This window comes from Terrabacter sp. P5_B1, from assembly GCF_056400505.1.
The window spans coordinates 1-12,756 of the sequence record NZ_JBFULD010000095.1; the positions used below are offsets into that span (position 1 = coordinate 1).

A 12,756-nucleotide genomic window follows, 5' to 3' on the forward strand; every position below is an offset into this window, starting at 1 on the left:
GACGGGCCCTTCCGCTCGTCCCCGGTCACAGGCCGAGGACCGTATGCCGCCACGGCTGTCCGTAGGCTGTCGGTCATGGCTGCGGCGAGCAAGGCACCGGCGGTGGAGATCGAGGTGGGCGACCACACGGTGCGTCTCTCGAGCCCGGACCGGATCTACTTCTCCGAGCGCGGCGAGACGAAGCGCGACCTCGTCGACTACTACCTCTCCGTCGGCCCGGGCATCGTCAACGCGCTGCGCGAGCGGCCGTGCATGCTCCACCGCTTCCCCAAGGGGGTCGACGGGCCCAAGGTGCACCAGAAGCGACTCCCCGCCGGGGCTCCGCCCTGGGTGGAGACCGTGCGGCTGCACTTCCCGCGCTACGGCCTGCACGCCGACGAGCTGTGCGTGACCCGTCTGGCCGACGTCATCTGGGCCGTGCAGATGTCGACGGTCGAGTTCCACCCGTGGAACAGCCGCCGGGCCGACACCGAGACCCCCGACGAGTGGCGCATCGACCTCGACCCGATGCCCGAGTGCGGGTTCGACAAGGTGCGCCGGGCGGCCGCCACGACCCACGAGATCCTCGACGAGCTCGGAGCCGTCGGCTGGCCCAAGACGTCGGGCGGCTCGGGCCTGCACGTCTACGTCCGGATCGCCCCGGACTGGGGCTTCAAGGACGTGCGCCGTGGCGCCCTCGCCTTCGCCCGAGAGGTCGAGCGGCGCCTGCCCGACGACGTGACGACGACGTGGTGGCGCAAGGACCGCTCGCCGAAGGACCTCTTCGTCGACTACAACCAGAACGCCCGCGACCACACCATCGCTGCCGCCTACAGCGTGCGGGGCAACCCGCGCGGCACGGTCTCCGCCCCGCTCGCATGGGACGAGATCGCCGACGCCGAGCCGCAGGACTTCACCATCGCGACGATGCCCGAGCGCTTCGGCCGCCTCGGTGACCTCCACGCGGGCATCGACGACGCGGTCTTCGACTTCAGCGCGCTCCTCGAGTGGGCCGACCGCGACGAGCGCGACGGGCAGGACGTGCCGCCCGAACCCGACGAATGACCCATCTCGACCGACCACCGCTCCGAACCACGCACCGATACCGGACCCCCGAGGAGACACCGTGACCGTCCTGCAGGACTTCCAAGCCACCGCCATCGACGGCGAGGAGGTGTCATTGGCCGACCACGCCGGCGATGTCGTCCTCGTGGTCAACACGGCCAGCCAGTGCGGCTACACCCCGCAGCTCGGCGGTCTCGAAGAGCTCTACGAGACCTACCGTGCCCAGGGGCTGACGATCCTCGGCTTCCCCTGCAACCAGTTCGGGGGACAGGACCCCGGCAGCGACGAGGAGATCGGTGCCTTCTGCCAGAAGAACTACGGCGTCACCTTCCCGATGTTCTCCAAGATCGACGTCAACGGTCCTGACGAGCACCCGCTCTACACGTGGCTGAAGTCCGAGAAGGGCGGCCTGCTCGGCAAGAAGATCAAGTGGAACTTCACGAAGTTCCTCGTCGGCCGCGACGGCACCGTTCTCGGCCGGTACTCCCCGTCCACCGAGCCCGCCGACCTCGCCGGCGACATCGAGAAGGCCCTCGCCGCGTAGGCCCTACGATCTGCGGGTGGACCACGCCCGCTTCGCCGACCGGGACGCGCGCGGGGTCATCGACGTCCGCCACGGCTCCGACGCCCTGGACGCGATCACCCGCGAGGGCTTCTGGGCCGTCGTGGCCACGTTCGAGGGCGCCGTCACCGCGGTGCGATTCGCCGAGGTCTCCCGGAGGACGTATGCCGTCGGGCCGGGTCGCGCTGCGTCCCCGGGTGCCGCCGTGGCGTGGCAGCCGCTCGACCGCCACTGGCGCACGTCACTCGACCGGACGGCATACGTGCGCGCCGTGCGAGAGGTGCGCGAGCGCATCGCTGCGGGCTCCGTCTACCAGGTCAACGTGTGCCGGGTGCTCAGTCACCGGCTTCGCGACGACGCTGACCTGGATGGCCTCGATGCTCTTCTGCGACAGGGCAACCCAGCTCCGCATGCGGCGCGCATCAGGTGCGACGACGCTGGCCTGGACGTCGTCAGCGCGTCTCCGGAGCTGTTCCTGTCGCGTCGCGGCGGGCGCCTCGTGACGCGGCCGATCAAGGGCACGGCGACGACGGCCGAGGAGATGCTGCCGAAGGACTACGCCGAGAACGTCATGATCGTCGATCTCATGCGCAACGACATCTCCGGTGTGTGCGAGCCGGGCACCGTCTCCGTCGACGAGCTCTGTGCCCTCGAGACACACCCCGGTCTGGTGCACCTCGTGTCCACGGTCAGCGGACACCTCCGGGGTGGGGTCGGTTGGGCAGACATCTTCGCGGCCGCCTACCCGCCCGGATCCGTGTCCGGCGCCCCGAAGTCCAGCGCGCTCACCGCCATCCGCGACCTCGAGACGATGCCCCGCGGGCCGTACTGCGGCGCCGTCGGCTGGGTCGATGCCGACGCCGGCGAGGCGGACCTCGCCGTCGGCATACGCACCTTCTGGGCCGAGCGCGACCAGGCCGGCCGGCGCTGGCTGCGGTTCGGGACGGGCGCCGGGATCACGTGGCATTCGGATGCCGAGGGGGAGTGGGCCGAGACCGAGCTCAAGGCCGCGCGGCTCATCGGGCTGGCGGCGGGCACTGTGACACCATGAGGGCTCCCGTCGGGCGCCTWCCGGGCGGCCGCCGATCCCCCAGGAAGGGACCATGAGCACGACCACGCGCGTCTGGGTCAACGGCGATCTCGTCGACCCGACCGGCCCCTCCGTCTCCGCCCTCGACCACTCGGTCACGGTCGGCGACGGTGTCTTCGAGACTGCCAAGATCGCCGCGGGCCAGCCCTTCGCCCTGACCCGCCACCACCGACGGCTCGAGCGATCCGCTGCCGGGCTCGGCCTGCCGGCTCCCGACCTGGTCGTCGTCGACAAGGGCGTGGCCGCGGTGCTTGACGGGCCCGCGCTCGACTTCGGCCGGCTCCGCTACAGCGTCACCGGCGGCATCGGACCGCTGGGATCCGACCGGCACGACGCGTCGCTGACCTACATCGTGGTCGCGGCGCCGCAGCCGCTCCCGCCCGTGAGCGGGAAGCTCACCGTCGTCCCGTGGACGCGCAACGAGCGTTCGGCCGTCGTCGGCCTGAAGACGACGTCGTACGCCGAGAACGTCGTCGCCCTCGCCCGCGCCAAGGAGCAGGGTGCCATCGAGGCGGTCTTCGGCAACACGCGTGGCGAGCTCTGTGAGTGCACCGGCAGCAACGTCTTCGTCGTCGTGGACGGCGTCGTGCTGACGCCGCCGGCCGAGTCGGGCCCGCTCCTCGGGATCACTCGCGAGCTCACCATCGCGTGGGGACGGGCCGCCGGCATCGAGATCCGTGAAGCCACACTCCCGCTCGACGTGCTCGAGAGTGCCGACGAGGTCTTCATCACCAGCTCGACAAAGGACGTCCTGCCGATCCACGCCGTGGACGACCGCACCCTTCCGAGCGAGCGGCCCGTGACGAGCGAGCTGCAGCGGATCTTCCGGAGCAACGCGGAGCGGGACTCGGACCCGTGACGGACGCGAACGGCGCCGCCGACCCTCGACCGGACGAGGCGCCCACCCCGGTCGACTACTCGGACCGCAACGCGACGCTCGACGCAGGGGAGGACCGCTGGGCGTGGCGGGCCCGACTGCGCCGCAACCCCCTGACCCACGCCATCTGGCGCACCGTCGTCGGGATCGTGGGCGGCGTCGTGACGATCGCGGGCCTCGTCATGGTCCCCGCTCCCGGTCCGGGTTGGCTCGTCGTCTTCTTCGGTCTGCTCATCCTGGCCAGCGAGTTCGAGTTCGCGCAGCAGTGGCTCGACGTCGCCAGGCGCCAGGTGGGCCGGTGGAACGACTGGATCATGGGACAGGTGATCTGGGTGCGCGGCGTCGTCGCCCTCGGAACCCTGCTCATCGTGTGGGGCATCATCTGGGGCTACCTCGCGTGGGCCGGGATCCCGCGGTTCGTGCCGCAGTGGGCCGAGCAGCTGCTGACGCAGGTCCCAGGGATCGACTGACCCCGGCCGTCGTGCATCGGTTGCGCGGAGAGCGGGCCGATTACCGCCACGATGCCCGCACCGGCTATTGTTCCCACCGTCACCCCGACCGCCTGTCCGCACCGGGGTGCCCGGACGTGTAGCTCAGCTGGTTAGAGCGCTCGCTTCACACGCGAGAGGTCAGGGGTTCGAGTCCCTTCACGTCCACCGCACGTCATACGCGCTCGTCCGGCGCAGATGCCTTGTCCACATAACGGGAACGACCCCACGCGTGCTGTGGCAGGGTTGTTTGCATGCGAAGCGCAGTCCTGGGTGTGGCGGTGGCGGGTCTGGTCGTGGTGAGTCTCTCGAGCGCACCGTCGCAGCCACAAGCCCTCGCACAAGGGACGGCCACTGCAGACACCCGCTGCGGGACCGAGGTCGGTGGCCAGCCGGCGGACGGGCAGTGGGACCACGTCACGGTGGTCATCTTCGAGAACAAGACGCTGCCCAAGATCATCGGCAACACCAAGGACGCGCCGTACCTGACATCACTGGCCCAGGCCTGTGCCTACGCCACGAACATGCACCACATGACCACGACGAGCCTGACGAACTACATCGCGCTGACGTCTGGGTACACGGGCCATGCTGGCGGCAAGGAGGTGCTCATCACGGGCACCAAGCTGCCCCGGGTCTGGCCGCAGGACAGCGTCAGCATCTTCGAGGCCATGGGATCCAACGCGCGCGAGTGGGCTGAGAGCATGCCCAGCAACTGCTTCATGGGCAACTCAGGGGACCTCTTCGAGGTCGGACACACGCCGTTCCAGTACTACACGCGGACCCAGAAGACCTTGTGCCCCATGTATGCGTTGCCGCTCGGCTCGCACAACGCGATGAGCGCCAAGTTCAACCTGGTCATCCCCAACCGGGTCAACATCATGCACGGCACGTCGACCACCACCACGGCCTCCCAGCGGATCCAAGACGGAGACCGCTGGGCCAGCGCGTTCATCCCTTCTCTTCTGGCAACACCGGAGTACGCCGGCGGAAAGAGCGCTGTCATCATCACCTTCGACGAGGGCGACTCCAAGTCGTCCCAGATTCCGTTCATCGTGATCTCGCCGTACACCAGGGCAGGCGGCACCACGAGTGTCGCGTACAACCACTACTCGACCTTGGCTGGAGTGCAGCAGATGCTGGGTGTCAGCCCCCTGCTGGGGCATGCCGGTGACCCCGGGGTGAACTCCATCGCCGATGACGCCGTCCTCGGGCTGGGCTGAACATCGCCTCACGGCGTCCTCCGCCGGGGCGATCACCGTGAGAAGTGCGGGAACTCTGTGGAACTGCTGCGAACAGGTCCGCTCGTACAGGACTCTGGAACATGGACTCCGAGGCTGAGCAGAGGGCTCTCGCAGACGTCCGGTCGCGGCTCCAGCAGCGGTTCCCGGACCTGGACGATGGCGTCGTGGAGGCTGCGGTGCGGGTGGCGCACTCCGAGCTCACCGGTAGGGTCCGGGACTTCGTTCCGGTCCTGGTCGAACGCGTGGCACGGGACCGGTTGTCCTCCGCCCACCGGGCTGGCACCCTCGCCCCGGAGGCGTAGACCGCAAGACCGCGGGCAGGATCGGCGTCGCGTCGGTCGGCCCGAGCGCCGGACGCGGGGAGTGGGTACGAGTCACCAATCGACGGGGTGGGCACAGCCAGCGGCACCCGCCACTGGGCAGAGCAGCCCACGATGCCCCGGTGGATCGAGGAGGCGGCTCCATGAGCTCCAGCACTGGTGACCGGTCTGCGGGCCCTTCCACCTGGCTCACGACCCAGGCCGCCGCGCAGGCGGCCGCGATCGGGTGGCTCGGCTCCCTGGGTCACTCCGGTGCGTCGGTGCAGCCCCCGACCGACAGGTCGCGCACGTCCGGCATGGTCACCTCGACCTCGGCCACGGCACACGTGAGCTTCGGGGTGCCGGTCACGCACAAGCAGGCGCTGGAGGACCTCGTGGCCGACGCGCGCAGCCCAGAGATGGGGCTGATCCACTTCACCTCCGGCACGTACTCGGAGGCGGCGCTGGCATATGCCGATCGGTTCGGCCTGGCCCTCTTCACCTACGACAGCGCCGGCAACGTCAGCCACGCGAACGCCGCCGCCATGTCCGCGATCATCGCCGCCCCGACCCCGACCGACGGCCACCCCCGATCGGACACGCCGACCGAGGGACCACCCACCGGTGCTGGCCCCTCCCGGTCGAGTGCCAGCCGGCGCACCGAGCTGAGGACGTGGGCCGAGGAGGCTTGGCGCGCCCGGCAGGTCGCATCACCGGCTTCGGGGCCGCAGACGTATCTGCCGCTCGGTGGCAGCCTGCTCATCGGCCTCCTCACCCTGCCGATCGTGCGGGCGTGGCAGACGGGCGCCGAGCCGACCCTTCGGGGCGAAGCCGTGGCCGTGCCCGTCGTGGTGTTCCTGGCCGTCTTCGTGTGGGGGGTGTGGCGGGTCTGGTCCCACCGCGAGCAGCTGCGCCGGCACCGGCACAACATCCGACGGGCGTGCGCTCCGCCGCCCTGGGCTCGAGCGCTCGTGGACGCGGTCATGCGGATGTCGGGGCGCGGCGTCCCCGACGATCGGGAGGCGTTCGTCCTCCTGCGCAACGAGGTGACCGAGCTGTCCGGCGTCGACCCGTTCACAGCGAGCGTCCTCGTCTGGGAAGCCACCATCGGGGCCGCCCGACCCACCGACCGCCACGACTGGCTCGAGGGCCCTCCGAACGACGGCAGGGCCGCTCGCCCCTGGTGATCCGAGCCGTCGTCGGACGCGTGGACGGTCCTCGACCCGCGTGTCGGTTTGAAGCGCGAAATGAGAGGGTATGCCCGGTTGCCAGCCATGTCGATCGGCACCCACGTGTGCCGGGATGGAGTGACCGATGAGTGCAGCTGATCTTCCCCCCGTTTCCGCCGACGAGCTCGCCGCCGAGAGCGGCACGGCGCTGCCCGACAAGGAGGTGATGTCGCTGCTCGACCTGAACGCCGACCTCAACCTCGCCCTCGACGTGGCGTCGCCGATCGACCTGGGCGTCGCCGCCAACGCCAACGTCGCCGCACCGATCAACGGAGCGGTCGGAGCCAACATCCTCTCGGTCGGATCCGCGGACGCCGCCGTGGCTCACCAGGGCGTGAACATCGACCAGGACCTGTCGGGCTCCGCCATCGCCCACGCGCCGCAGCACAGCTCCATCGACCAGGCCGCGCCGGCCGCCGGCACGAGCGCCCCGGCGACCGACCCGGCATCCGCGCCGGCCCCCACCGCCACGCCGACGCCGACGTCCGCCCTGAGCGGCAACCTGCTCGACATCAACGTCCACGCAGCCGCGGACGCCAAGCTCGCGGCCCCCATCGACGGCGCTGTCGCCGCGAACGCCAACGTCGCGGCACCGATCAATGCCTCGGTCTCCGCCAACRTGGGCTCCCTCGCCTCGGAGGCGACGTCCATCGCCGACCAGCAGGGATCGATCACCCAGCACCTGGACGGGACCGCCCAGGCGACTGCCGACCAGACCTCCTCGATCCAGCAGTAACGGTCCTCATGAGTCTCACGTCAGCGGGCGGCAGGGCGCCGGGGCCGGCCACCTCGACCGCACCCCACACCCTGTCGTCCGTCGACGCGAGCCTCGACGACGCTGCCCACCGACCGGCACGAACCACCGGGATCGAGCTGCTCGGCGCCCTGACCGGCTCGGGCTACCGCAACCCACCGTCGCTCGTTCGCCGCCCCGACGGACAGACGGTCCAGCTCACCCCCCTGCTCTACCTCGTCCTCGAGGCGATCGACGGCGAACGGAGCTACGGCGACGTCGCCGAGGCGGTCAGCACGGCATACGGACGCCGGCTCGCGCCCGACGACGTGCGGCAGCTGACCGAGGCGCAGCTGCGCCCGCTCGGCCTCGTCCGTGGGCCTGATGGGTCGGAGCCGCAGCTCACGAAGCCCAATCCGCTTCTCGCGCTGCGCTTCCGCTGGATCGTCTCGGACCCCGAGGTGACCCGTCGGATCACGGCGCCCTTCGCCGCGCTCTTCGCGCCCCTCATGGTCGTGATCGTGGTCCTCGCCTTCGCTCTCATCTCCGGTTGGGTCCTCTTCACGAAGGGACTCGGCTCGGCCACGCACCAGGCCTTCGACCAGCCGATCCTTCTCGTCGTCGTCTTCGCCATCACCATCTTCTCGGCGGGCTTCCACGAGTTCGGCCACGCCTCGGCCTGCCGCTACGGCGGGGCGACGCCGGGTGCCATGGGCACCGGCCTCTATCTCGTGTGGCCCGCCTTCTACACCGACGTCACCGACAGCTACCGCCTCGGCCGGGCAGGCCGCCTGCGCGTCGATCTCGGCGGCCTGTACTTCAACGCGCTCGTGACCGTGGCGATGTTCGGCGTGTGGCTCGTCACCGGGTGGGACGCCCTCCTGCTCATCCTGGCCGCGGAGCTGCTCCAGATGGTGCGCCAGCTGGCGCCCATGGTCCGCTTCGACGGTTACCACGTCCTCGCCGACCTGACCGGGGTTCCCGATCTGGCCTCCCGCATCGGGCCCACCCTGCGGGGCCTCGTGCCCGGTCGCGAGCCCGAGGCCCGGGCCGCCGAGCTCAAGCGTTGGGCCCGGGTCGTGGTGACCACCTGGGTGCTCGTCATCGTGCCGCTGCTGCTGGTCACCCTCGTCCTCATGGTCGTGGCGCTGCCTCGCGTGGTCGGCACCGCGTGGACCAGCGTGCTCAAGCAGGAGCATGCCCTCGCCCTCGACTGGGCCGGCGGTGACCTGGTCGGCGTCGCGATCAGGGTGCTCTCGATCGTGGCCGTGTCCCTGCCCGTTCTCGGCTCGCTGTTCGTGCTCGCCCGGCTCGTCAAGACCGTGACGAACTCGCTCTGGACGAGGACCGCGGGGCGCCCGGGCCGTCGGGCGCTCGCCTCGATTCTCGTCGTCGCCGTGGCGGCCGCGCTGACGTGGGCGTGGTGGCCCGACGCCAATCGCTATCGCCCGGTCCAGTCCTTCGAGAAGGGCACCCTCGTCGAGGGACTGTCCCCGGCGAGCTTCGTCGGCGGATCCCCCCGCCTCCAGGACGGCCAGATCCGCGAGGGCCAGCCCTCGGTGTGGGCCTCCACCACGGCACCTCCGACGAAGGACCATCCCCAGCTCGCCCTGGTGCTGGTCCCGAGATCGACCTCGTCGGCCGACGCCGAGGGGGCGGCACCGGCGTGGGTCTTCCCGTTCAACCGCCCAGGGGCGCCGGGGACGGGGGACAACCAGGCCCTGGCCGTCAACACCACGGACGGATCGACGACCTACGACGTCGCGTTCGCTCTCGTCTGGGCGGACGGCACCAGCGTCACCAACAGCAACTCGGCCTACGCCTTCGCCAGCTGTCGGCAGTGCAAGACCGTTGCCGTGGCCTTCCAGGTCGTCCTCATGACCGGCGACGCGCACGTCGTCATACCCCAGAACATCTCCGGCGCGGTCAACTACTCCTGCGCCAAGTGCCTCACCTACGCCTTGGCGCAGCAGCTCGTCCTCACCGTCCCCGGCGAGCTCAGCGCAACGACCCGACAGCGGATCGAGGCGCTGTGGCAGCAGATCGACGCGTTCGCCACCACGGTGCAGGACCTTCCCCTCGACGAGATCCGCACCCGGCTGCTGGGCTACCAGAGCCAGATCCAGGCGCTGGTGACCGGGGAGCAGGCGACGACGACTCCCGCCCAGGGCACGACTCCCACCACGGCCTCCACCACCAGCGCCACACCCGCCGCGACCGCCACCGGGACGGGGACGCCCGCCGCACCCGACCAGTCGGCCCCAGTGGGCTCCGGTGCCTCCTCCGTGGCCACGACTCCCGTGCAGGCGCCGACGACGGAGACTCCCTCGCCGACGAGTCCTGCGACGRCAACCACCGCCGTCGGCACGCAGTCAGGCGCCGCGTCGAGCCCGAGCGCGACGCCGTAGGCAGGGGCGACGCCGGATCAGGCTCCGGCCGCGACGAGCACGCCGTCGGTGATGAACCCCAGCATCAGGCCGCCGAGGATGCACCACGTGGTCAGCTCCTTGAGCCCGGCACGGCGCGCCACGGCGAGCAGCTCGATGACGACGTAGAGCACCGACCCTGCTGCGAGCCCGAGGAAGGCGATCGCGACGGTGTCGTTCACCACGCTGCGTCCGACCAGGGTGCCGACGAAGGTCGGGCCACCGGCGATGAGCCCCAGCAGGGCGAGTCGGCCCCAGGAGGGACGCTCGCGCCCACCGGCGAGCGGGGCCACGATGCCGAACCCCTCGGTGGCGTTGTGCAGCGCGAAGCCGACGACGAGGAGCACTGCGAGTGAGAGCTCGCCGCTGGCCGCCGAGTTGCCGATGGCCAGGCCCTCGGCGAAGTTGTGCAGGCCGATCCCCACCGCGATCATCATCGACAGGCTGGCCGCGTCGACGACGCCGGCCGCTGCCATCGCCCCGGCCGGGGCGCCAGGTGCACCCGATGTCCCCGGGGCACCCGGGCCACCCGCCGCTGCGCCGACCGGCACCGCGACCGGATCAGGACGGAGTGCCCGGGCCGCGCGCCGCGCAGCAATGAGCCTGTCGTAGTGGACCAGGCCCGCCAGCCCGACGGCCAAGCCAACCGCGAGCACGAGACCCCCGCGCAGCGCCACGCTCCAGTCATGGTGGGCGAGAGCAGCGTCGGTGGGCTCCCAGGCGTGGGACAGGATGTCCCACACGAGGAAGAGGAGGATGCCGATGGCGACGCCGTTGAGGCCGGCCTTGAGGCGTGGCGCGGGGCGACGCACCCGCCCGAGCGGCAGCCCGATGAAGATGGTCAGCCCGGCAATGGCCCCCAGCAGCGCGATCTTGGTGGTGGACATGTCGACTTCCGATCCGGGGTGTGCAGGCAAAGGTAGGCTACCCTAACCAGCCGACGCCGAGACGACGACGGCGACCGAGGACCCGCAGGCGGACCGGTCGTCGTGGCGCGGTCCACGACGCACCGTCACGGACTAGCGTTGACCTCATGATCGCCACGGTTTCGAGTCTGTACATCTACCCCGACTCCGACGAGCCGGGACAGGAGCTGGACTCCGTCGAGGTGACCGAGACCGGACCCAAGGGCAACCGCTCGAAGAAGCACGCCGTGCACCTCGTGACGGTGGACGACTTCGTCGCGACCCACCCCAAGGCCAACATCGTCCTCGACATGGACCCGTCGGTCCTCGACCAGCTCGTCGGACGCGTGGTGCGCCTCGGCGCGTGCACGCTGGAGATCACGCAGACACCGTCGCAGTGTGCCGGGGTGTACGCCCGGGTCGTCGAGCCCGGCGAGATCTCGGTCGACGACGCGCTCCTCGTCGCCGAGGCGGAGTGAGCAGCCCTGCAGGACAGCCGATGTCGGGCGGGAGCATCCCGTGACGATCCACTCCGAGCACCCGTTCGACACACCCGAGGGCGACCGCGACCAGGTGCGACGGCTCCGCGGCCGCATCGGCGGAACCGTCTCGCTGTGGACCTCGGGGGAGGRCATCGAACGGGCCGGCCTCACGGTCTCGTCCTACCTCGTGGCGACGGGCGAGCCCGGCCGGGCCGTGGGTCTCCTGCACGGCGACTCGGACCTGCTCGACCGGCTCGTGGAGACCGGGACGGCCGTCGTCGCCCTGCTCGGGGCGCGTGACCAGCGGCTCGCGGACGCCTTCGCCGGCACCATGCCGGCACCGGGCGGACCCTTCCGGCTCGCTGAGTGGCACCAGACGGCCTGGGGACCGCGCGCCGTGTCGGCCACGACCTGGATGGGCGTGCGCCTGGACCCGGCGAGCCGCCACGACGTCGGCTGGTCGGTGCTCGTCGAGGCCGGGATCGAGCACGTCGAGGTCGGCGTGGACGAGCCACCCCTGGTCCACCGCCGCGGTCGCTACCAGCGCCCGTCCTCCTGACGACCGACCGGCCCACCAGCCTGTCGGTCCACCAGCCTGCCGGCCCACCGGCCGACCGGCCCCGGCGATCAGGTGGTGCCCGACATCTCCGTCGTGAGCAGACCGTCCGGGATGCCGAAGGCGTCGACGAGCGTCTGGGCGTGCGGTCGCAGCTCCGCACACACCTCGTTGACGCGAGCGGTCAGCGCCTTGGCGCGGGCAGGGCTCAGCCGGTCGTGCTCGAGGTACCACGCCTTGTGGCGCTCGATCGTCGAGAGCAGATGGAGGTCACAGACCCTGCTCAGCAGCTCACGCGCCCCCTCGTCGGTGCAGGACTCGACGGACGCGGCGAACGYCTCGGCCACCACCCGCTCGACATGGGCCGTGCCGGCATCGACGAGGTGGTCCTGCGTCGCGTTGAAGACAGCGAACGCGTCGACGCCGGGCGCGGCGGCCCGCCGCAGCCGACGGGCCAGCCCCTCGATCAGGTGCTCCTCGCGCTCGCGCAGCAGGCGCAGCTGGGTGCCGCGGATGCCGAAGGTCACGTCCTCCTCGCGCCCGGGGGCCGCGTCGACGAGCCGCTGGATGATGCCGCGCGCCGATGACCGTTCGATGACGGTGCCGCCGACGAGCCGCGCGCCGAAGCGCACGATGCCCGCCGTGTCGAGGTCGCCGAAGGTCGCCTGGTAGTCCGTGAGGAGCGACTTGGCGACGAGCTGGAGCAGGACCGTGTTGTCGCCCTCGAAGGTCGTGAAGATGTCGGTGTCGGCCTTGAGCGCGGCCAGGCGGTTGGACCAGAGGTAGCCCGCGCCGCCGCAGAGCTCGCGGCACTCCTGGAT

The 12,756-nt window shown here is 70.9% G+C and carries 14 protein-coding genes and 1 tRNA gene; 13 read left to right on the forward strand and 2 right to left on the reverse strand.

Annotated elements, in window-relative coordinates:
• Window positions 1–75 precede the first annotated feature (75 nt).
• The 11 genes from ligD (at window position 76) to AC1DP0_RS09175 (ending at window position 9,974) form a co-directional block, all read left to right on the forward strand.
• Entirely contained in the window at window positions 76–1,044 is a 969-nt protein-coding gene (ligD, locus tag AC1DP0_RS09125; RefSeq protein ID WP_478083909.1) for a non-homologous end-joining DNA ligase, read from the forward strand.
• Window positions 1,045–1,105: 61 nt separating this feature from the next.
• A complete protein-coding gene (locus AC1DP0_RS09130; protein ID WP_478083883.1) occupies window positions 1,106–1,588 on the forward strand; it encodes a glutathione peroxidase in 483 nt (160 codons plus the stop codon).
• Window positions 1,589–1,604: 16 nt separating this feature from the next.
• Window positions 1,605–2,657 (forward strand): chorismate-binding protein, encoded by a 1,053-nt coding sequence (locus AC1DP0_RS09135; protein ID WP_478083885.1) that lies wholly within the window; start codon window positions 1,605–1,607, stop codon window positions 2,655–2,657.
• 52 nt (window positions 2,658–2,709) lie between these two features.
• Window positions 2,710–3,555: an aminotransferase class IV gene (locus tag AC1DP0_RS09140; protein WP_478083887.1), complete on the forward strand. Its 846-nt coding sequence runs from the start codon at window positions 2,710–2,712 to the stop codon at window positions 3,553–3,555.
• Entirely contained in the window at window positions 3,552–4,043 is a 492-nt protein-coding gene (locus AC1DP0_RS09145) for a TIGR02611 family protein (protein ID WP_478083890.1), read from the forward strand. Before AC1DP0_RS09140 ends, AC1DP0_RS09145 begins: the two co-directional genes overlap by 4 nt.
• A 112-nt stretch (window positions 4,044–4,155) precedes the next feature.
• Window positions 4,156–4,229 (forward strand) — tRNA-Val (locus tag AC1DP0_RS09150).
• A gap of 86 nt (window positions 4,230–4,315) precedes the next feature.
• Window positions 4,316–5,284 carry an alkaline phosphatase family protein gene (locus AC1DP0_RS09155; protein WP_478083892.1) on the forward strand — a complete coding sequence of 323 codons (969 nt, stop codon included), beginning with the start codon at window positions 4,316–4,318 and terminating at the stop codon, window positions 5,282–5,284.
• A gap of 101 nt (window positions 5,285–5,385) precedes the next feature.
• Window positions 5,386–5,607: a three-helix bundle dimerization domain-containing protein gene (locus tag AC1DP0_RS09160; protein ID WP_478083894.1), complete on the forward strand. Its 222-nt coding sequence runs from the start codon at window positions 5,386–5,388 to the stop codon at window positions 5,605–5,607.
• A 161-nt stretch (window positions 5,608–5,768) separates the two neighbouring features.
• Window positions 5,769–6,791 carry a hypothetical protein gene (locus AC1DP0_RS09165; RefSeq protein WP_478083897.1) on the forward strand — a complete coding sequence of 341 codons (1,023 nt, stop codon included), beginning with the start codon at window positions 5,769–5,771 and terminating at the stop codon, window positions 6,789–6,791.
• A gap of 127 nt (window positions 6,792–6,918) precedes the next feature.
• The gene (locus AC1DP0_RS09170) at window positions 6,919–7,569 is read left to right on the forward strand and encodes a peptidoglycan-binding protein (protein ID WP_478083899.1); all 651 of its coding nucleotides are present in this window, start codon (window positions 6,919–6,921) and stop codon (window positions 7,567–7,569) included.
• Window positions 7,570–7,577: 8 nt separating this feature from the next.
• Window positions 7,578–9,974 carry a hypothetical protein gene (locus AC1DP0_RS09175; RefSeq protein WP_478083900.1) on the forward strand — a complete coding sequence of 799 codons (2,397 nt, stop codon included), beginning with the start codon at window positions 7,578–7,580 and terminating at the stop codon, window positions 9,972–9,974.
• Window positions 9,975–9,991: 17 nt separating this feature from the next.
• Here the strand turns inward: AC1DP0_RS09175 and AC1DP0_RS09180 are convergent, their stop codons facing one another.
• A complete protein-coding gene (locus AC1DP0_RS09180; RefSeq protein WP_478083902.1) occupies window positions 9,992–10,879 on the reverse strand; it encodes a ZIP family metal transporter in 888 nt (295 codons plus the stop codon).
• Between the two features lie 146 nt (window positions 10,880–11,025).
• On the opposite strand from AC1DP0_RS09180, the gene AC1DP0_RS09185 reads away from it, so the two are divergent.
• Both AC1DP0_RS09185 and AC1DP0_RS09190 read left to right on the forward strand, forming a co-directional pair.
• Window positions 11,026–11,376, forward strand: a complete 351-nt coding sequence (locus AC1DP0_RS09185) for a hypothetical protein (protein ID WP_478083904.1) — start codon at window positions 11,026–11,028, stop codon at window positions 11,374–11,376.
• Between the two features lie 40 nt (window positions 11,377–11,416).
• Window positions 11,417–11,938, forward strand: coding sequence for a flavin reductase family protein (locus AC1DP0_RS09190; protein WP_478083905.1), 522 nt, complete (start codon window positions 11,417–11,419; stop codon window positions 11,936–11,938).
• Between the two features lie 68 nt (window positions 11,939–12,006).
• On the opposite strand, the gene AC1DP0_RS09195 is transcribed toward AC1DP0_RS09190, so the two are convergent.
• A partial coding sequence (locus AC1DP0_RS09195; protein WP_478083907.1) for an acyl-CoA dehydrogenase occupies window positions 12,007–12,756 on the reverse strand: 750 nt, incomplete at its 5' end.